The 20,624-nt window shown below is 45.5% G+C and carries 12 protein-coding genes; 3 read left to right on the top strand and 9 right to left on the bottom strand.

Features of this window, described 5'->3' with window-relative positions; translation table 11 throughout:
* Nucleotides 1-40 precede the first annotated feature (40 nt).
* Both ABDK00_RS09020 and ABDK00_RS09015 read left to right on the top strand, forming a co-directional pair.
* Nucleotides 41-1,633 carry an arylsulfatase gene (locus tag ABDK00_RS09020; protein WP_346238372.1) on the top strand — a complete coding sequence of 531 codons (1,593 nt, stop codon included), beginning with the start codon at nucleotides 41-43 and terminating at the stop codon, nucleotides 1,631-1,633.
* A gap of 11 nt (nucleotides 1,634-1,644) precedes the next feature.
* Nucleotides 1,645-2,988, top strand: a complete 1,344-nt coding sequence (locus tag ABDK00_RS09015) for a sulfatase (RefSeq protein WP_346238373.1) — start codon at nucleotides 1,645-1,647, stop codon at nucleotides 2,986-2,988.
* 12 nt (nucleotides 2,989-3,000) lie between these two features.
* On the opposite strand, the gene ABDK00_RS09010 is transcribed toward ABDK00_RS09015, so the two are convergent.
* A complete protein-coding gene (locus ABDK00_RS09010; protein WP_346238374.1) occupies nucleotides 3,001-3,900 on the bottom strand; it encodes a hypothetical protein in 900 nt (299 codons plus the stop codon).
* A gap of 225 nt (nucleotides 3,901-4,125) precedes the next feature.
* Here ABDK00_RS09010 and ABDK00_RS09005 point away from each other — a divergent pair, with 225 nt between their 5' ends.
* Entirely contained in the window at nucleotides 4,126-5,655 is a 1,530-nt protein-coding gene (locus ABDK00_RS09005) for an arylsulfatase (RefSeq protein ID WP_346238375.1), read from the top strand.
* Nucleotides 5,656-5,688: 33 nt separating this feature from the next.
* Here the strand turns inward: ABDK00_RS09005 and ABDK00_RS09000 are convergent, their stop codons facing one another.
* The 8 genes from ABDK00_RS09000 to ABDK00_RS08965 all read right to left on the bottom strand — a co-directional run bounded on the left by ABDK00_RS09000 (nucleotide 5,689) and on the right by ABDK00_RS08965 (nucleotide 20,539).
* Nucleotides 5,689-7,314: an alpha-L-fucosidase gene (locus tag ABDK00_RS09000; RefSeq protein ID WP_346238376.1), complete on the bottom strand. Its 1,626-nt coding sequence runs from the start codon at nucleotides 7,312-7,314 to the stop codon at nucleotides 5,689-5,691.
* Between the two features lie 68 nt (nucleotides 7,315-7,382).
* On the bottom strand, nucleotides 7,383-8,915 hold the full coding sequence (locus ABDK00_RS08995; RefSeq protein ID WP_346238377.1) for an arylsulfatase: 1,533 nt from the start codon (nucleotides 8,913-8,915) through the stop codon (nucleotides 7,383-7,385).
* 23 nt (nucleotides 8,916-8,938) lie between these two features.
* Nucleotides 8,939-10,291: a sulfatase gene (locus ABDK00_RS08990; RefSeq protein WP_346238378.1), complete on the bottom strand. Its 1,353-nt coding sequence runs from the start codon at nucleotides 10,289-10,291 to the stop codon at nucleotides 8,939-8,941.
* A gap of 12 nt (nucleotides 10,292-10,303) precedes the next feature.
* A complete protein-coding gene (locus ABDK00_RS08985) occupies nucleotides 10,304-12,868 on the bottom strand; it encodes a chitobiase/beta-hexosaminidase C-terminal domain-containing protein (protein ID WP_346238379.1) in 2,565 nt (854 codons plus the stop codon).
* 12 nt (nucleotides 12,869-12,880) lie between these two features.
* On the bottom strand, nucleotides 12,881-14,713 hold the full coding sequence (locus ABDK00_RS08980; RefSeq protein ID WP_346238380.1) for a hypothetical protein: 1,833 nt from the start codon (nucleotides 14,711-14,713) through the stop codon (nucleotides 12,881-12,883).
* 31 nt (nucleotides 14,714-14,744) lie between these two features.
* Entirely contained in the window at nucleotides 14,745-15,827 is a 1,083-nt protein-coding gene (locus tag ABDK00_RS08975; protein WP_346238381.1) for a glycoside hydrolase family protein, read from the bottom strand.
* A 19-nt stretch (nucleotides 15,828-15,846) separates the two neighbouring features.
* Nucleotides 15,847-17,376 carry a RagB/SusD family nutrient uptake outer membrane protein gene (locus ABDK00_RS08970; protein ID WP_346238382.1) on the bottom strand — a complete coding sequence of 510 codons (1,530 nt, stop codon included), beginning with the start codon at nucleotides 17,374-17,376 and terminating at the stop codon, nucleotides 15,847-15,849.
* A gap of 4 nt (nucleotides 17,377-17,380) precedes the next feature.
* The gene (locus ABDK00_RS08965) at nucleotides 17,381-20,539 is read right to left on the bottom strand and encodes a TonB-dependent receptor (RefSeq protein ID WP_346238383.1); all 3,159 of its coding nucleotides are present in this window, start codon (nucleotides 20,537-20,539) and stop codon (nucleotides 17,381-17,383) included.
* Nucleotides 20,540-20,624: the final 85 nt, after the last annotated feature.

Here is a 20,624-nt window from a genome sequence, read left to right as displayed (position 1 = left end):
TAAAATAGATTTAATCCCTAAACGACCCTAATTATAAAAAATGAAGAAAGGAATTATTGCGAGCTTTTTTATCCTGATCACATTTTTGTCTCGAGCACAAACAAACCAACCCAATATCATTCTCATCATGGCCGACGACATGGGCTATTCGGATCTGGGATGTTATGGGAGTGAAATTCCCACGCCACATATCGACCGGTTGGCAGCAAATGGCGTCCGCTTCAGCCAGTTTTATAACACCGCCCGGTGTTGCCCTACCCGGGCAAGTTTAATGACAGGCCTTTTTCAACACCAGGCCGGCATTGGCGCTATGAGCGAAGACCCCTTTAAAAGGCCCGATCAAAAAAGTCAATGGGATTGGGGCACACCAGGATATAAAGGCTATCTTAATAGAAATTGTGTTACAATTGCCGAGGTTTTGAAACCGGCGGGCTACCACACCTATATGACCGGTAAATGGCATCTCGGTATGCACGGCGAAGAAAAGTGGCCTTTGCAGCGTGGCTTTGACAAGTATTATGGCATTCTTGCCGGCGCTTCGAGCTATCTCAAACCAGAGGGTGGGCGTGGACTAACATATATGAACACGCATTTGCCTGCGCCCCAGGCTCCCTATTACACTACTGATGCTTTTACTGACTCGGCCATTGCCTTTATCAATCAGGAAAAAGACAATCAACCCTTCTTTCTTTACCTGGCTTATAATGCGCCACACTGGCCATTGCAGGCGAAAGCAGCAGATATTAAAAAGTTTGAGGGCAAGTATCTCCGGGGTTGGGATGAAATCCGGGAAGCCCGATTTAAAAAGCAGTTAGCGTTGGGCATTATCGATCCGGCAACAAAGCTTTCTCCAAGAGCCGAAGAGGTGCGCCCCTGGAACGAATTGAGCGCGCAGGAACAAAAAGATGTGGCTTATAGAATGGCGGTGTATGCCGCACAAATCAGTTGCATCGATCAAAACGTGGGTAAGCTTGTCAGTTTCCTCAAAGCCAGAGGAAAATATGACAACACGGTGATTATATTTCTAAGCGACAACGGCGCATGCCCTGAACCTTACAAGGAACTGGGCGGTGGCCCAATGGAAGCGATTAATGATCCGGCAGAATCCGGAGCTGTTTCTTATGGTACAGGATGGGCCAATGTTTCAAGTACGCCTTATCGTAAATGGAAAGTGCAGCAGGAGGAAGGAGGTATCAGGGCGCCTTTTATTATTTCCTGGCCGGAAAGGCAGACTGAGCAAAATACCATTGCAGGCACACCTTCCTATTTGATCGACGTAATGCCCACCATTCTTGAAGTAAGCGGCGCCCAATATCCTGCTGTTCATGATAATCATTCCATCTACCCCTTGGAAGGAAGAAGTTTTGCTAATGCTTTAATGGGTAAAAAGTTGGCGGCCCATGATTATATGTTTTGGGAGCATATGGGCAATCAGGCAGTTCGCAAAGGATCATGGAAGGCGGTGAAACATCAACAATCTGAAAATTGGGAGCTCTATCAGATTTTAAAAGATAATACAGAGCTACACAATGTGGCAGACCAGGAGCCGGACATTTTAAAAGACCTGGTGACGCATTGGCAACAATGGGCAAAGGAAAAATTTGTATTACCCAAGCGCGCGAAAGAGAAGTAATGAAAGCATTTTTGAAACTAATAATTATCGGCTGCTGTTTATACAATGCGGGCATTCGGGCCCAACAGCGGCCTCATATAGTGATGTACCTGGCCGATGATGCAGGATTTTTGGATAATTCAGTTTATGGAGATGGCCAGGTCCGTACACCGACGATGGAAAAGCTCGCGCGGGAAGGCATGCGATTTGACAATGCTTTCGTCGCCTCGCCTGCCTGCGCACCAAGCCGGGCTGCATTGCTGACGGGTTTGATGCCCGCAAGGAATGGCGCTGAAGCGAATCATACTTATCCGAAACCCGGCGTAAAAGCCCTCATCGAAAACCTGAAAGCCGCCGGCTATACCGTGGTTGGGTTTGGTAAAATCGCTCATGAAAAAATGAACGAGACCGTTGGTTTTGACGTTTACAGTCCGCCCCGCACCAACCTTGCCCAACATGTAGCGCAATACTTTAAAACACATCCCGTTAAAGGGCCGGTTTGTTTACTTGTGGGAGATCGAAGGCCTCATGTTCTTTGGACGAAAAACCCGGTTTATGACCCTGAAAAAATAAGACTTCCGCCCTATTTTATCGACACGCGCCAGACCAGGCTTGAGCGGGCCCGCTATTATAGCGATGTAACGGGTATGGACGAGGAAATGGGTAAGGTTTTTCAGTTGGCCGACAATAATTTGGGGGCCAATACGGTGTATGTTTACACCAGCGATCATGGCGCCCAATGGCCTTTCGGCAAATGGAATCTCTACGATCTCGGTATCAGAACGCCCTTACTAATAAGTTGGAAAGGTCACATCAAGCCGGGCGTACGCACACAGGCAATGGTAAGCTGGGTAGATATCTTTCCCACTTTTATCGATCTGGCCGGAAGCGAGGTTCCAGCCGGTTTGGACGGAAAATCATTTACAAAGATTTTATCAGGCAAAGCCAATCATTTTAGGGATAAGATTTACACTACGCATAGTGGCGATGGTGAGATGAATGTTTATCCTATCCGGAGCGTGCGCGATGAGCGGTTTCATTATATCCTCAACCTACATCCGGAATACCTGCATACCAATCATTCTGACCTTTTGAAAAAAGACCGCGCAGGATCTTATTGGAACTCCTGGTATAATCAGGCAAAGACTAATTCCAAAGCAATGGCAATCGTTCAAAAATATCACCGAAGGCCAGCGCAGGAATTGTATGATGTTAAATCCGATCCGATGGAGCAGCACAATCTTGCAGCCGATCCGAAGTACAGGGAGCTGGTAAAAAAGATGGACGTAGACCTTCGCTCATGGATGAGATCGCAAGGCGATAAGGAAACGGTTTTTGATCGCCCGATACTGGAAATAAAAGAGTTGTCCCAATAATGGCCATTGTGTTTACAAAGTATAGGTGACCGATAATCTCCAGCCGCTATTTTTTTTAAATGCGCCATTCATCATGGTTTCGGGCGTTTCGCCGCTTTTCAAGAATAGACGGTCGAGGCCGGGTTGCGTGCGCCAGTCAGCGTAAAGCCAGGCCGCATCCGTGCGGATATTTTTATGGAATTGGTAACCCAGCCGCGCGCTTACGTCCCAGCCTTTTCCGTTAGCCCTTTGTATAAAACTTACCGGTTGTTGAAACTGTTCCTGGATATTCCAATTAGCGGTTGCGTCATACTTCAATACATTCAGTTTGATCCGTGTTCCTACATCAATTTTGAGCGGGCTCACCCAGGCGCCTTCCAATATAAAACCTGGACCTTTCCATTTGGCAAGATAAGTGGTTTGCAGCTCCTCATTATAATCATCAAGCAGGTAAAAAAGTTCTCTTGTAAATGAATATCCGGCGCCGGTTTTTAAAAGCCATGGTTTATTAGAAATTATGTCATAGAATGCATGGGCGCCGCCGCTTGAAAAATTTCCTTTGTCGCTGGTTAGGTAGAGTTCGGTAGTGGGCGCCGTTCTGTTATCTTCGGCATAATCAAAATCTGTGGCGCTTCCATCATAGGTGAACAAACCTGTGTAATCGGCTTCGATAGAAAATCGCCGATGCAGCTGGTAAGAAATGTTGGTATGAAAGCCCGCGGCCTTAATATCAGTATAATTTAACTCAGATAAAATATTAGGATTTTTACCTTCCTGGTCTCCGGCAATCGACCAGTTAAAATCATCCTTTCGGCTTTCCGCGCCAACGCTGATATGGAAATTGCCTTTTAATGGATTTAACTGAAACTGTGCGTTCAGGTCTTTCAACAGCAATACAAAAATAAATATCAATATCGGTTGGATTCCGCGCATTTTAAAAGGTAATATTTTTCTAAAATAGGTTATCTGCGCCAAAAGTAGGGCATTGGCCGTTAAATCAATTTTTGAAAATCCTATTTGTTATTTTTAGCGTCAATAGTATAATCCATTTTAAAACGGCAATTATCCATATTTCAAGCATCTGAAAGAAATAGTTTTGGCTTTGGTGCGATGCCTATTATCTTATCTACAATACCGTTCCTAAAACAGCCCGAAAGAATGAAACGAATAACCTCACTCAACCTGACACTTATGTTAATGCTACAAGCCGGTCTTTGTCTTGCGCAGGAAACTCCAAATATAATTTTTATCCTGGCCGATGACCTGGGCTATGGCGATGTGGGCGCTTTTAATATGAATAGTAAAATTAAAACGCCCCATATTGATCAGATCGCAGCGCAGGGTTTGAAACTTACGGATGCGCACACCAGTTCTTCGGTTTGCACGCCATCGCGGTATAGTATTCTAACGGGCCGATATAATTGGCGCTCGCCTTTAAAAAACGGTGTGCTAAAGCCCTACGATCAGCCTTTGATAAACAAGGAAAGAACGACGCTGGCTTCAATGTTAAAAGAAAAGGGGTATCAAACGGCCTGCATCGGTAAGTGGCATTTGGGTTTTAACTGGAAGACAACCAACGGCGCAGCGCCGGTTGATAAGAAGCATGAAAACAATATAGACTATCTTGCTCCATTGACGGGCGGCCCGATGGGTGCAGGATTTGATTATTTTTTTGGTGTGGATGCTCCTAATTATCCGCCTTATACATTCATCGAAAACAATCGGATTACAAAGCTCCCTACGGAATTCCTGACTTTTGATGCAATGTTGGATAGTCGCCCCGGCAAAGGCCTGCCGGATTGGGACCAGGAACAAATTATGCCACGGCTCGAGGCAGCTACCGTTTCCTATATCCAAAAAGCCGCCGGGAATAAAAAGCCTTTTTTTCTTTACCTGCCGCTAACCGGGCCCCACACGCCGATCTTACCAACTCCGGCATTTAAAGGCCGGTCGGGTTTGAATCTATATGCTGACTTTGTAATGCAGGCAGATGCTTACGTGGGAAAGGTTTTGCAAACGCTGGCCCGGGAAAATATTTCAGAAAACACGATGGTTATTTTTACCAGCGACAATGGTTGTTCGCCGCGCGCTGATTTTCTGAAATTAGCAACACTGGGCCACGATCCCAGTTATATTTACCGTGGCATGAAGTCTGACATCTTTGAAGGAGGGCATCGTGTTCCCTGTGTTATCAGCTGGCCGGCGAAAATCAAAAAGGGAGGAACGATCACGCAGATGGTTTCAATGGTCGATTTTTTTGCAACCATTGCTCATATCGTGGGGCATGATATCAAGGATAATGAAGGGGAAGACAGCTTTGATTTTTACACTTTGCTAAGTAAGCCCGGCTCTCGTAGAGCGGTTCGCGATGCAATTGTTATGCATTCTATTGACGGAAGTTTTTCCATTCGAAAAGCCAATTGGAAGCTCGAACTCTGCGCGGGATCGGGTGGTTGGAGTTTGCCCAGAAATCAGGATGCTAAAGACCTGCCACCCGTTCAGTTGTATGATTTAAATAACGACGTAGCCGAGTCGGAAAATCTTGCATTAAAATATCCGGAGAAAGTAAAACAGCTAACCGCCCTTTTAACAAAATTCATTAATGAAGGAAGAAGCACGCCGGGTAAGCCGCAGGCGAACGAAGGGGTGTTTAACTCCAAACAGGTTTTCTTCCTCTCACAGCCATAGAATAACCATATTGAATATTGCTATTGCTTTGTGTTATCGATGCCTGGCAGGGTTCTTACTAAGAATAATTTTAAGGACATTGGAGAGGCCCGGTTCGTAAACCACGGTGTACGGCTTACCAGCGATGAGGTTGAAGCCATTAGTGATTTCTATAGTTGTTCCCTTTTGAAGGCGGTATTCGATGTTTTCGTTGAGAGAGAAATGCATCGTTGTATCGGTGGCTTTTAAGTCAAAACCGCTGCCATTCATATTTTCAACGACACCGGATATTTGCTTCCGCGTCTGATGCCTTTCAATAGGAGGAAGCCAGTCGGGGCCTTTTGCCAGGTCGAAATTTGCTACGCTATCAAGTGTCAAAGCGATAATCGGCACAACCGAGTTGCTAATCATGCTATCGAGATGGATTGTTAATGATGAATGTTCATCCGCCTGTTCAAACGCCACTGCCTGGCCGGAGGAAAGCATTTGGGCTGCATCAACTTTAGACCGAAGGGCAGGAAAACGTAATGTTTTCGGAATATCGCCAAACAGATGCAGATAAACTTTATTGCCCGCCGTGGTTAGCGATCCCCAGGGATATTCGCCTTTAAAGGGAGCGCCCTGGGTCGCGTAAATAGCGTCGCCGTTGTTCTTCATCCAGGCTCCGATATTGGCCAGCCTGATTTTTTCTTCGGGCGTGAAGTCGCCATCAGGTTGCGGCCCGATATTTAAAAGGAAATTCGAATTGCGGCAGGCCGTTTTAGAAATCATTTTAATTACCTCGGTCGAAGATTTCCAGTTAGCATCGTTGTTATCATAAGCCCAGTTTAAACGGAGCGTCATAATTGATTCAACAAAGCCATTCATTCCGGGGGGCGCCAACTCTCTGTCACCCAGGTTGCGATAGTCGCCAAGCCCGCTGCCGATGCGCCCGCTGATGATACAATCGGGCTGCAATTTTCTTACGATGTCGCGGCACATCAAGTTTAAATTTTCATGAGCATTGATGCCCATGTCAAACCAAATCAAATCTATTTTTCCATAATTAGTTAAAAGTTCTGTCAACTGTTTTCTCACCAGCTCTATATAGGATTGCTGCAGTGGCTCAGCATTATGCCTAACTTTTTTACTATGATACCAATCTTTTTCGTGAGAGAAATAAAGGCCCACGCGCATCCCTGCTTGATGGCAGGCGTTTACGTATGCTCTAATAATATCTTTTTTATAAGGAGAAGCCTGGAGTACATTCCAGTTGGAATATTTTGTATCAAAAAGGGCAAACCCATCATGATGTTTTGCAGTCAACACCATATATTTCATGCCGGCCTGCTTTGCGTAATTTACCCATGCAGATGGATCGAAGTTTTTTGGATTGAATTTTTCCGCATATTTTCTATACGCCTGCTTTTGGATAGCTGCAGTTAAAAAAATCCATTCGCTGCTGGCGTCGCCCATTTCTTTGCCATAATCTGTCCCGTTCCAAACGCCGCCGAGCCCAGCATATACGCCCCAATGTAAAAACATCCCGAAACGGGCATCCTTCCACCATGCCATTCTTTGTTGAAGCGTATTTGAATCACTTAGTTCGGCGGTGGTTTGTGCCGGAGTGCCAGCGCTGTTTAACAGTACCAGCACAACAGGAAGCCATTTGGCAGCAGTGCAGCGTTTTATTAACCTCATTATTTATTGTAAGATTGATTGATCATAACAGATTTGATGTTAGATTTCATCGAACAGCGCGTATCATTTTAATTCATCCAATTCAGTTCGGGCCAGTAAGCGCCTCCATCGTTGGCCTGTAGGGCGCCGGGCGTGCTTCTTCCATCTTTAATTTGCTTTATAAGCGCTGCTTTCAACGAGGCGACAATTTCGGGATGGTCTGCATAAACATTATGTTGCTCACCAGGATCCTGCGCCAAATTATATAGTTGTACGGGAGGAAGGTTTAAAAGTTTACTTTTTGCCGGCACGGGATCGCTCCAGCCTCCTGAGTCGCGGCATAAGATTAGTTTCCACGCACCTTTTCTTATCGCAAAGCTTCCATTAATAGAATGATGAATAGTTGTTGTTCGCTGATAACCTGATTGGTTTGGACTGTTAAAAAGAGGCAACATACTGTAACTATCTTCTCCGGCGTTATCGGGCATCTTTGTTTTGGTAATTTCGGCACAGGTCGCCATAAAATCTACCAGGCAAATGGTTTGATCGCAGCGACTACCGGGTTTTATAACGCGCGGCCATTTGGCAATAAACGGAACGCGGTGTCCGCCTTCAAAAATATCCGCTTTGGTTCCTCTGAAGGGGCCGCTCGGAAAATGTCCTTTTGCTTCCAGTTCCTTGAAATTGGCGCGCGGAGAACAACCATTATCGCTGGTAAATATGATTAAAGTATTTTCTTCAATGCCTGCCTCTTTTATCACGGCTTCCAGTTTTTGAATATAAGCATCGGTCATCATCACAAAATCTGCGTAGGGATTCAGTCCACTTTTACCCTGCCATTCTTTCGAAGGCAAAATTGGTGTATGTGGTGAAGGCAAAGGAAGATAGAGAAAGAATGGCTTTTCACCATTGGCCTGTTTGCGGATATAATCAAATGCCCGGTTAAAAAAATTGGGCAACACTTCTTCATGGACAAAATCTGGTGCTGTTAACCCTTTCCGCCACATGGCCTGATAATCTTTATTTTCCGTATAGTTTTTTGGAATTGCCGTGCTTTTCCCATTTTCAACATATACATAAGGAGGCATGTCGAGTGAACCGGAGAACCCGTAAGCGTATTCGAAGCCATTTTGATTAGGGTTGTTTCTCACCGGCAAAGAGAAGTCGATGCTTCCATCGGCGCCTTTACCCCAGTTCCATCCAAGGTGCCACTTACCGATATAAGCCGTATGGTATCCCGCATCTTTTAAAATCGTGGCAACGGTTTTCCTTTCAGGATCAATTAATGCGGGAGAATCGCCACTCAGCACTCCCTTTTTCAATGTTGATCGCCAATTGTAGCGACCGGTAACGATGCTGTAGCGGGTAGGAGTGCATACCGCCGAAGGAGAGTGCGCATCAGTAAAGAGCATGCCTTCTGCAGCCAGCCGATCGAGGCCTGGTGTTGCAATCTTTGAATCCTTGTTTAAAGCAGCCACATCGCCATAACCCAGATCGTCCGCTAAAACATAAATAATATTAGGGTGTTTGGACATACTGGTTTGCCTGGTTTTGGCGGTAGGGCCGCAGGAGGCGATCAAAATTGTCATCAAAAACGCCAGCGTTGATACTTTTTTGTTCATTACGAAAATGTATTATTAGAAAGTTATTTGATTGTTTTATTGTTGACAATTTGCTGATCCATCCAGGCCATCCGCTGCGTCATCTCCCGGGTTTTTTGGCCTTGGCTCGCGGCGACATTATTACTTTCACCTACGTCATTTTTCAGATGATACAAGCTGATGGGAAATAGGCCATCTTTCGGATTCCAGCCGATTTTCTTGGCGGTATGGATTTTCCATGTTTCGTCGCTGTATGCTTCCAGATCGCCATTGCGGCCGTAATACAAAAGTTCAAAGGGCTGCCTGGTTGCAGACGCGGGAAGAAGCAGGAGTTGACTGATATCCCTGCCATCCGTAATAAATTTTTTGGGAAGCCGGCCGCCCGCGATTTTAACAAGCGTTGGTAAAATATCCAGGCTCGAAGCCGGCGCATCGCTAATGCTGCCAGACGGAATTTTGCCTGGCCAACAAAAAATGCCCGGCACGCGCAACCCGCCTTCCCAGGTGGTGGCTTTTGCACCGCGAAGTGGCCCTGCATAACCACCTTTGCTCTTATTGGTTACGGGTCCGTTATCCGAAGTGAAAATGATGATGGTATTTTCATCAATGCCCTTTTGTTGGAGGGCTTTGCGAATTTCACCCAGGCTCCAATCCAACTCCTGAATGGCATCTCCATAAAGGCTATATCCGCTTTTACCCCGAAATTTTTTTGAAGCGTGCCACGGCAGGTGCGGCATATTGTGCGCGAGGTATAAGAAAAAAGGCTGGTCGTCGTTTGCCTTAATATAATCGACTGCTGCGGTAGTCCAGAGCTGCGTCAATGAATCCTGATCGACGCCATACCTGAGCACGGTTTCATTTTTGTAAACTGGCAACGGCGGCGATCTGAAATCAATATTTTGATAATAATGACCGTCCATATCGTTTGAATAGGGAACGCCATAGAAATAATCAAAACCCTGATTGATGGGAAGAAAACGGAGCTGATTGCCTAAATGCCACTTGCCAATGCAGGCTGTGGCGTATCCTCTTTTTTTCAGAAGTTCAGGCAATAAAATTTCATCAGGGTTGAGGCCATGTTTTGAATACGGATAAATCACCGCTTCATGCAAATTGAGCCGTTTGGCATATTTCCCCGATAACAGGCTGGCACGCGAGGGCGTACAAACGGGCGCCGCCATATAGAATCGCGTCAACTTCAATCCATCGTTGGCTAGCTGATCGATATGGGGTGTTTTAAAATAGGGGTTGCCGTAGCAGCTGAGGTCGCCGTATCCCTGGTCGTCCGTAAAGAAAATAATGATATTGGGTTTCCCTTTATGCTGACTTTCGGCTGAAACTGCTAAAGATGCGGATAGTGCGATCCCAAATAAAAAAATATGTTTTAATAAATGCATTAGCCTTATATTTTAATCAGTAACTATTGTCCTGCAATCGCTCACTTCACCTGACTGATCGATACAGACAGCCTTAATGATTGTCTTTTTATGGAAGGTAATAGGGATGGGGCGTTTGTATCGCTGCGCATTTTTATCAGGGTTTGTGCCGTCTACAGTGTAGTAAATGTCGGCATAATTGTCGGGACTAAATAAGCTGATCGTCTTTTTATCTTCATTCTTTATATAGCCTGGCATGGCCAGCGTAGGAAACAGGGAATTGTAATTGGCGGTTGCCGGACGATTGTAATATTTATTAAGATAAAGCGCCACGCCCGTTTGAAAGTTAAGATGAGCGGGCCGCTTCGAATCGTCCCAATAAATCACAACTTCTTTGGTGGTTGATGACAATGCCAACGTTTTAGTTACCGGGACATCCGCACCGTCAATAACAATTTTTTTCGCAGTTATGAACCAGGGGATGTGAAGCCATATTTTTCCCTCGTCCATATTCAAATCATTGTTAAGCTTTATGAACATTCGGTCTTTGACAAAATGGATATCCATATTGACGGTTCCAAAATAAGTTGCAGCAGATTTGATAGAGATGTTATCGCCCCGCTTGGCCCACTCCGGAGAAATCGCTGAAAGCAGGTGCAGGTCATTTCCTTCTTCGCGAACGACCATATTTCTCAAAAACTCTATATACCGGGCCGCCAGCCAGCCGTGGGGCGCCCTGTTGATTCCAAAATCCCGGTTTCCCCAGGGCGTGGGCCGCCATTCGAAGCCGGCGTGCGTGCTGCTGGTATGCACCATTACACTATATAAATCTTCGATACATTTTTGTTGCGCTCCAACAACAAGATTGCCATTTGCAACATAAAATGTTTCATAATGGTGAAGCCCTCTTTCAGGCAGGGTTTCATTGTTAAGCGCTTTCTTTCTCGCCACATATGCGTTGCAACCGCTGTAAGTGCTGATGCCTTCCTGGTAGTTATAATTCCTAACCATGTCGAGTGTCTTTTTTACGGCCGGATTATTTTTATCAATGGCCTCGAAGGGATACAGCCCTGCCGATGCATTGGCCCAATCAAAACCCAGTTCCGGATCATCCATTCCCGGAGGAATATACCCATCAGTTTTTGTAACGATCTGTTCGAGTTCACGCTCAAAATTCTTTTTAAACTGATCGTAATAGCCCTGCCATTTTTTTAGGTTCTTTTGATCTTTCATTTCTGAGGCCATGTAGATGGCATTTCTCAATCCGAGAATTACCCAAAAATTATGTCCTGTATAATGCCCATCGATGTGTTCGTTGTCGTAGGGCCAGGTGCGGGGCCAAAGCCCCCTGGAATCTAAAGCAATCATTGATTCAAAATCCTGCATGTGATTGGGAATTAGCTTATAGGCCCGTTCCAGTAAATCCCTGTCTTTTGTTTGCCTGTAATGCGATCCGAAAGCCCATAATACCTGTCCCCAATAGTCGAAGCAAAGCTTTTTATAAATGCCCGTGCGCTGCTGAAACTGAAGGTCATTCCCCTCTGCGTCTTTAATAAAATAAGGAAGCAATATTTCTCTGGCGTCTTCATGAAGCCCCAGCATATCGTAAACTCTGGCAAAATAAGCGTTATCGCGCACGTAAAAATAATCGTACTGAAATTCGTTGCAACGTTGAATAACGCTCTTTTTATCTTCCATGATATCTCTTGCAATAAGCATGTTGATAAAAGAACTTTTATACATATCCATTATTTTCTTTTCCGGAAAAGAAAAGGCATCGATTTTGTTGAGTTCCTTGTCCCAATAATTAGCTATCGATTTTTTCAACGCACCAAAATTGCTTGGGCTGGTCAGAAGTTTAACGGTTGGATGGCCGTCATTTACAGGCACGAACGGAATTTTTAGGAGTAATGTTTTTGAAGCCCCCGGTGCAAGATCTATTACAGCTTTCCAGCGCAACGAATCCGCCTTCATGGCTTTAAAGTCCGCCATATCTGCTGTCTGCACAATGAGGTGGTTACCCTGATAAATACCTCCATTTTTATAATCTATTTGCGATAGGTTTTGGCGATAGATATTTTCGTCCATGAATTGTGACAGGTACCATGGCGTACAGTACATGTTATGCCGATAATAGTTTTTAAAAGCATTGGGATAAAAAGGAATAATATCAAATCCCAATTGCGCCCGGCGTGCCTTTCTGCCTGGATTAGAAATCGTCCACTGAACGTAGGTGATTAAATTATGGTAAGGTTTAAAATCTTCCGGCGCCGAAAATGCTTTTAATTCGTATACACAATCGTTACGCTGAAGCTTGTAACCAATGATAGGTAAGTATCCTTTTTCAGGCAATACAACGCGGCTGGTGGCGGGTTTTAGCGAATCGCCTGCTAAGAACTTCACTGCCAGGTGAGCATTAGAAAAAGTGCCGCCATCAGTTACTGCCATGGCTTCTGGGCAATCTTTAAAACCCAATTGATCGATCGAAGTTTTAAAATAGCTAAAGGGTTGACTTACTTCTTCCTCCAATGTGGCCGGCAGCTGAGCAACAACAGAGAGGCTCATAATGCTGCACAGCATTGCGATATAAATTTTCATATTTTTTGTTAACTATTGCGGGTTGCGATAAACAATTTCAATAAAAAGGGCGTCCCTAAACGTGGGAACGTCAATATGTATAGATCCGGATATTTTTTTATAGGGAATATTTTCCTTCGTTTGAACATTTCTAACGGCCAATGGCACTCCGGGCCTTTTGAGTTGGAGCACGATGCCCGAAACGGGTGGCGGCCTTCTGCTCTTCGCTAAGCCTTCCGTAGCTTCAGCCTGCGTAGTTTCGCTTACGATCCAATTCAGATTATTGGAAAAAGCCGCGAGATAAGTAAGCTGATCTTTTTCCATTTTTTCAAAATAGTTGACATGAAAAAAAGTAGAACCCCGCGATGCCTGTATCCTATTATCGCCTGATAAACTGCGTAGTTTCTTTTGCAGCGCTTTGGTAGCTTTAATAAAAGCTATGTCACCGGAAAGCCAATCCCAACCGGATTCCTGTTTTATAATCACGCCGCCCGCATCGCTAAACTTTTTTAATTGTTTTCTGCTTTGGTCAGAAAGGTATTCGCTGTTGGGTAAAAACAATAGTTGCGCTCCCTGAAAAAGCCCTTCTTCCATTTGCGAATCTGTGATAAAGCCTACAGGCACTTTCATTTGTTGCGCCGCATTATAGGCGCCATAGAGCGGGCCAAGGCAATATGTCCATCCATCTTGCGCTGTGCACGGATGAGCGGCTAAGGCTTTTTCGTTATAATGAATAAGCAACCATCGCATTGGCTTGGCTTGAAAAAAGGCCGGCCCGAGTGGAGCGCCTGTCTTCATGGCCGCATCAAAATCCCAATCAGGGGCAGCGGTTTCCAGCATATCGAGATTAGCGATGTTTCCGAAGGAAATGATTCCGGCCGTGGCTGCATTGATATGGTCTGGCGGTACAAAACTCATGCCTTTGATCCAATAGTGGGCTGGCCTTCCGCCGGTGATATCTCGCGAAAAATTATAAGAAAGGCCGCGCCAAACGGCTTCATTGGGTTTTAGCAATACGCCTTCGGGCATTTTTCTGATACCTTTTAATCCGAGATCCCATTCGGTTTTGTGCACCTGCGCCACACGGAAAAGATCAGTATTCAGATGCCGGTCAGTAAGTTTGGGCAATGTATTGCTTCCCACAATCATCACGAGTTGGGGGTTAATAGCGCTTAGTATCGCCCGCCATTTGGCAAAAACTTCAACCACATTGCTGTTATTGAAATCCTGGTATTTCCTATATAATGCTGAAGCGTCAATTTTCGATGGCGCTTTCAACCCGGTTTGTTTTTTAAATTTCTGTTGACAGTAGCGGCACCAGCAACCCTGGCGCGGCATGTGGATTTCATCAAAATAAATACCGTCGCCACCCATTTTTGCAAACTCTGCAAGCCTGACCGCAACCGAATCGCCGTAGGGTGAGTTGATGCATATAACCGTACCACGGTTATGCAAGACCGGCTTTCCAGCAACATCCTTACAAACAAATTCAGGATGGTTTATTTGCATGTACCGGTCGGTAAAATGATTGTAGTAGCCAATAATGCGGGTGTTATGCTGATGCGCTTCCTGAACGGCTTCTGCAATGATATTTCGTTTGTCGGCAAGCCGCGTATGCACTCCCCAGGCGCTTTTCCAATTAACCGGGCCTTCATCGCTTTTAATATGCCTGACAAAAACCGACCCACCCAGCGGCGCAATTACTTTTTCTGCCCAATGCCCGTAAACCGCGTGATCTGGATTTTTGTAATACACCGCGTTCACGCGTGAATGGATGGAGACGCGCTGTTTTACAAACCAGTCAGGAAGCTGGTAATCGTTGTAAATATTATAAGGCAACGGAGGCTGGGCACAAGCCTGGCTCATGCAAAAGGACAATATTAGAAAGAACAGCAATCTATTTTGCACGTTTGTCGATATTTTTTAACGGGATATGAACGTTGAAACTGCGCTGAACGCCTTTTTCGTCTTCCGTCATGGCGGCACAAAAAAGAATCGCTGGTTCGTTCTTCTTATTCATCCAGAGTTGCGGCCTTTCAAGATGTTTTAGTTGAGTGGTTCCGGTATCCTGCCATTTCAAGTTGAGGCCGGCAACCCGCGCGTTTGCTGAAGGTTTCCAGTTGAAACCGTCGTCTGACCGGAATAAAACCAATCCGTGTTCGCCCGAGTAATCTCCATATTGATCATCCAGAATTGCATAGTAGGCGTTTCTCCAAAAAAACAAAAAAGGATCTTCTGCAGTTGCATCAGCCAGTATTGGCTTTTCAGCAATGGTGAAAGGCCCGGCGGGGGAGGGCGCTGTGGCCACACATTGAATGGATGTGAACTTTTTAAACGTCGCCCAATTAGCCGGCCTGCTTTTAAAAATCATCAGGAAACTTCCATCCGGGCGTTGGCAAACGGATGGATTGGTAACATAGCCATGGGCGGCTTTTCCCGCCTGGATACCGACGATGGGCGTATCTACAACGCGCCATTCCTGATCAGGCGCATCAGCGACGGCAACACCTATTCTTTGCGCAAATGTGCGGCGCTGGCGATCATTGGCCATGCTAGCGTCGACATTCTCCGTTGAAATAAAATAGAGAAAATATTTATCTCCAAATTTCCTGATATGCGGATTGTGCGCCATACCATGGCCCCATTTGCCCGACTGGCCATCTTTTAAAATGACTTTCTTAAAAGTGTAAGGGCCTCCGGGATTTTTTGAAGTAGCATAGGCAATTTCTGAATGGTACAACCAGTCGCTAAAGGGCCCCGACTTGGGCCATCGGCTGTAAAACAAATGGCAAACGCCGTCATCCGTTTGCGTCATCGACGCGCCCCAAACCCAATAATCTTCATGCTCGAGTACTGCATGCCGGGGTACCGGCTGGATCCATTGTCCAAGATCCACACTGCCTTTCATCCGTTGTGAGGAAGCGCAGGATGTAAGTAAACTCAGTAATAATACAATATATATATATCTGCTCCGGTTCATTCGATTTTGTTACTTAGGTTTAGTAGCCTGGGTTTTGATTGGCAACAGTTATATTGGGGTTGATGGCAAGTTCTGACGAAGGGATGGGCATTAATTCCAGCTTTGGATAATACACGGCCCACCTGGCTTCAGAAGGGTGGGTGAATTTACCTTCGGACTGCACTTTCGTTTTATAATATTTATAATAGGAGTCGCCGCTCCGTTTCATGCGTGTCTGATCAAACCAGCTTTGAAACTCGCCGTAAAATTCCAAACCGCGCTCCATCGAAACTGCATCACGAAAAGCATCTTTTGACAAACCAGTTGCGAGCGGTTTAGCATTGGACCGTTGACGAACCAGATTGAAAGCGTTGTAAGCTGTGGAATTCGGCCCTTTCACTTCATTCTCTGCCTCGGCTTTCATTAACAGCACGTCGGCATAGCGAAGTATATAAAGATTATTGTCGTAATTCCTGTCCTGGTCGTTGGTCGGATCCTGGTATTTAATGCAGGCAGGGCCCTGCGCAGCGGCCGCTTTGTTTTCCGGATATCTTCTTACCACATTGCCGTTATTGCTGTTGGGATAACTCGTTATAAATATTTCATTCCTTTCATCAGTAGTGTAATCGCCCGTGGTGTATCTGTCGTAGGTGGCATGTTCCACACGCATCTGTCCTTTGGGATGATCGGGGTTGCCCGCCAATCCTAAACCATTAAAAGCAGGCAAAAACCAAAAGGGAAGTAAACTGCCGGCCGAGTTTTCTGCCGCCTCCTGCTGGTCTTTTTTGAACTGAATGGAAAATATGTCTTCAGCATTGTTCTCATTTTTTACATCAAACACGTCCATATAATTATCAAGCAGCGCGTATTTGTTCATACCAATCACCTGATCGAGCGTTGTGTTAGCCTCAGCCCACTTTTCCTGCGACAAGTATATTTTTGCTAACAGGCTCATCGCGGCTCCCTTGGTAGGAAATCCGTATTCGTCTTCGTCTGCAGGCAAGATATCCATCGCATACTTCAGATCTTCTTCGATAAAGGCGTATACTTCTGATTTGGGTGTTCGCGCAGGGTATAAATTTTCCTCTTGTACGCTGTATTCCTTAACCAATGGAATGTCGCCCCATAGCCGCACCGCGTTGTATAAATTTAACGCCCTTACAAAACGAACCCGCGCTAACATTAATTGTTTGTCAGCTGCTTCCAGCACTTCTGCGTTCTCCAGCGCGCTGATTGTGAAAATGGCTTTCCCGTTCAAACTGAATATGGAGTTCCAAAGCCCGTCTACCAGATTATTGGTAGGCTCGAGCGTGCCATCATCAAAAGCGGTAAAAGCGGCGCCCGGATTATAGGCATCATCACTTAAAAAGCCGATCACGTTTGTGAAGTTCCTTTTGTAGTAGCTGGGAGTGGGCAATTGAGAATATACGCCTATCACTGCCTGGTTGGCTTCCTTGTAGTTATTAAAGAAAGACGAGACGGTAAGCGAAGAGAAGGCCTTTTCTTCTAATATTTTTTTGCAGGACAATGAGGAGAAAACAAGTATGAATATAAAAATCTTCTTTAACATATAGCTAGTTTAAAATGATGGTAACACCTAATTTGAATGTACGCGGCATGGGATAAGCGCCCAGGTCGATGCCGGGAGAAAGCGCTGTGTTTCTACCCCGTATCTCAGGATCATAGCCCGAGTATTTACTTAAAATAAACAGATTGGAAACCGAAGCAAAGGGTCGAACAGACCTCAATACCTTAAGCTTTTTTGGGTTCAAGGTATAAGAAACGGACAGATTTTGCATGCGGAAGAAATCTCCCGGCTCCACATAGCGATCGAGATAGTCTTGAGAAACCGTGCCCAGCGTAGAGCGAGGGTAGAGCGCATTTGTGTTGTCGCTCGTCCATCTTCCTTCAAAGGCGCGAAGCGTCTGACTGTACCTTCCATCCCAAAGATTCATTCCTTCCCAAACCAGGTTATTCAGGTTCAGCAGGTCGTTACCCATAATACCGTTAAACACCATGCTGATGTTAACACCCTTAAATTGCAGGTTCGAAGTGATGCCGTAAATGAGATCCGGTTCCGGATTTCCGATTATCACTTTGTCGCTTTCATTGATCACGCCGTCTTTTTCCCATACAACAGATCCATCCTGCTGCGTAGTCGGGGTAAGCTGATCCACGAATATAATATCGCCTGCCTGCGGGGCAACGCCCGATTTGGTTGGCGCGCCGACGGTTTGGTCGGCATGCTGGTAAATGCCCGCCGTCTGGTATCCATAGAACAAACCCACCGTTTGATTGACATATGAAATATTAGGATAACCACCCTGGATATTTGCGATGCTGGTTCCATACATATAAGCTGCACCATCGAGATCGAGAATTTTCGAGCGGTTTTGCGAGAAGGAAGTTCCCAGGTTCCATTTAAAATCTTTATTTCGAATGATATCGCCATTCAAGGCCAGTTCCCAACCACGATTACGCACTTCGCCGGCATTAACAGTCGTAGAAGTAAATCCTCCTGAAATAGGAAAATCTTTGTCTAATAAAAGATCTCTTGTGTTTTTCTGATAATAATCGGCTGTAAGATTTAAACGCCCTTTAAAAAAACCAACGTCTATCCCGGCATTGGCCTGATAGGTGGTTTCCCATTTGAGATTTTTGTTAAACAAATACGAGGAAGAACTTACACCTGGCAAAAATTCATCGCTGACAGGATACCGGTAACCGCGCAACAAGGTCGCAATCGTACTTAACACGCCAATGGCCTGGCTGCCACTGCTTCCGTAACTGAGGCGAAGTTTGAGATCCGAAAGCGCCTGCGCATTTTCCAGGAAAGCTTCATTTTTAAGTTTCCAGGCAAAGGCTGCTGAAGGAAAAAAAGACCACTTATTACCGGGCGCAAACCTTGAAGACCCGTCATAACGGCCGGTTACCGTAAGCAGGTATTTGTCGTTATATGCGTAATTAATGCGGCCGTAGAAAGACGCTAACCCCCACTCGGTGTGGGTAGAACGTGGCACTTCAACAATCGTTGCACCATCAAAGCTTTCGTATCCCAAGGCTGTGATATCAAATCCGGAGGCCTTGGTAGCAAAAGTTTTTCTAATCCATTTATGGCTGGATTGCCCCACCACGGCTGTTAAGCGGTGTTTGCCTGCAAAAGTCTTTTCAATGTTTAATGTATTTTCATTGATATAGTCGAGGTTACTGGTTTGCACGCGCGATATAATATTGTTTTGAATGTCGCCCTGCTGTGTGCCGCGACCCCAAAAAGAGTTTCTTAAGCCATCGCCGTAGTTAAATCCAAAGGTGGATCTAAATTTCAGCCAGTCGGTGAAGCGCAGTTCTGTATACAAATTAGACTGGGCAAAGTTGAGGCGTTGCTCATCCTGTGTGTTCCTGATTTGCGCCACGGGGTTGTAGGGCGCGCTGCCGTCGTCCACGAAATCGTCGGGATTGATGTCGAAATCTTCATTCCATGCATTATCGAAAGCGCGGTATTGAACGCCCATCATAATCGGCGAGAAAAATCCATTATAACCATTGTTAGAATAGGGGACAATATTTGACATGGTATTGCTGTAAAACCCGTCAAGGCCAATTGTAAGAAAGTCTGTCGCTTTTACATCAAAGTTGGATCGCAGCGAAATTCGCTCCTGATCCGAATTGATGATCAAGCCCTCCGTTAAATTATAATTTGCAGCAAAGGCATATTTAATGGCCTCCGTTCCGCCTCTGATCGACAGGTTGAGATCGCGACCTTTAGCATTTCTATACATTAAATCCTGCCAATTGACGTTTTTTGTGTATTTATCATAGCTGGCCGGATCCGATGGGTCGCCGTAGGTGGGTTCTTTGCCGCCATTTAACGAAGCCTCATCGTACAAAAGAACCCATTGCTTCGAATTGATCACATCAATTTTTTTGGCTAATGAAGCGAAAGTAGCGCCATAATCCGCCTGGATGATGGCCTTTCCTTTTTTTCCTTTTTTAGTGGTAATGATAATGACGCCGTTGGCGCCCCGTGCACCATATATAGCCGTAGCAGAAGCATCTTTCAGCACATCAATCGATTCAATGTCATTTGGGTTAATCATGGACAGCGGGCTGGGCGCCGGTGTTGAACCCGAGGGCTCGTCGCTGCTGAAATAGGAAGAAGAACCGTTCATTTCCAGTCCGTCGACAATAAACAGCGGTTGGTTCGAACCGTTCAAGGAATTGCCCCCGCGGATGGTGACATTTACATCGGAACCGGGAGCGCCTCCCATCCGGGTAATTTGCACACCTGGCGTAGCGCCTTGCAGCAATTCCTCCGGTGTGTTGACAAATCGCTGTTCCGTCAGGTCTGTTTTCACTCTTGCGACAGATCCTGTGAGGTCCGATTTTCGAACCGTCCCGTAACCCACGACAACAACATCATCGAGATTTTCAGCATCGGCAATTAATGTTACATTGATTACGCGATGCTGAAGCGCCACATAAGATTTTGTTCTTTTTCCGACAAAACTGAAGACGATCGAATCCGTCGGATTGAACACCTGGATGGAATAATGGCCGTCGGCGTTGGTAGAAGTTCCCTGGTTGCTGCCTGACACCATGACAGAAGCACCGCGGATTGCTGTTCCGGCTTCATCAGAAACAGTACCCGTCACCGTTCGCTGTGCGTCGACTGAACCAAGAAATGTAAAACAAGCAGTTAATACAAGCCATCCCTTTTTAATAGATTTTTTCATATATCAATAGTCTTGGATAAAAACTTAATCGAAAAATAACGTATAGCAGCAAACATAAAGGGCAGTGGAGTAAAAAAGGGAGTAA

Source organism: Niabella insulisoli (assembly GCF_039652435.2).
Lineage (GTDB): Bacteria > Bacteroidota > Bacteroidia > Chitinophagales > Chitinophagaceae > Niabella > Niabella insulamsoli.
This window is presented reverse-complemented; position numbering and strand designations above follow the sequence as displayed.

Bases quoted from the DNA above. Each gene is read 5' to 3' on its own strand.
- ABDK00_RS09020 (WP_346238372.1), top strand. From the start codon at position 41: ATGAAGAAAGGAATTATTGCGAGCTTTTTTATCCTGATCACATTTTTG.
- ABDK00_RS09010 (WP_346238374.1), bottom strand. From the start codon at position 3,900: ATGCGCGGAATCCAACCGATATTGATATTTATTTTTGTATTGCTGTTG.
- ABDK00_RS08985 (WP_346238379.1), bottom strand. From the start codon at position 12,868: ATGAAAATTTATATCGCAATGCTGTGCAGCATTATGAGCCTCTCTGTT.
- ABDK00_RS08995 (WP_346238377.1), bottom strand. From the start codon at position 8,915: ATGAACAAAAAAGTATCAACGCTGGCGTTTTTGATGACAATTTTGATC.
- ABDK00_RS09005 (WP_346238375.1), top strand. From the start codon at position 4,126: ATGAAACGAATAACCTCACTCAACCTGACACTTATGTTAATGCTACAA.
- ABDK00_RS09000 (WP_346238376.1), bottom strand. From the start codon at position 7,314: ATGAGGTTAATAAAACGCTGCACTGCTGCCAAATGGCTTCCTGTTGTG.
- ABDK00_RS08965 (WP_346238383.1), bottom strand. From the start codon at position 20,539: ATGAAAAAATCTATTAAAAAGGGATGGCTTGTATTAACTGCTTGTTTT.
- ABDK00_RS08975 (WP_346238381.1), bottom strand. From the start codon at position 15,827: ATGAACCGGAGCAGATATATATATATTGTATTATTACTGAGTTTACTT.
- ABDK00_RS08980 (WP_346238380.1), bottom strand. From the start codon at position 14,713: ATGAGCCAGGCTTGTGCCCAGCCTCCGTTGCCTTATAATATTTACAAC.
- ABDK00_RS08990 (WP_346238378.1), bottom strand. From the start codon at position 10,291: ATGCATTTATTAAAACATATTTTTTTATTTGGGATCGCACTATCCGCA.
- ABDK00_RS08970 (WP_346238382.1), bottom strand. From the start codon at position 17,376: ATGTTAAAGAAGATTTTTATATTCATACTTGTTTTCTCCTCATTGTCC.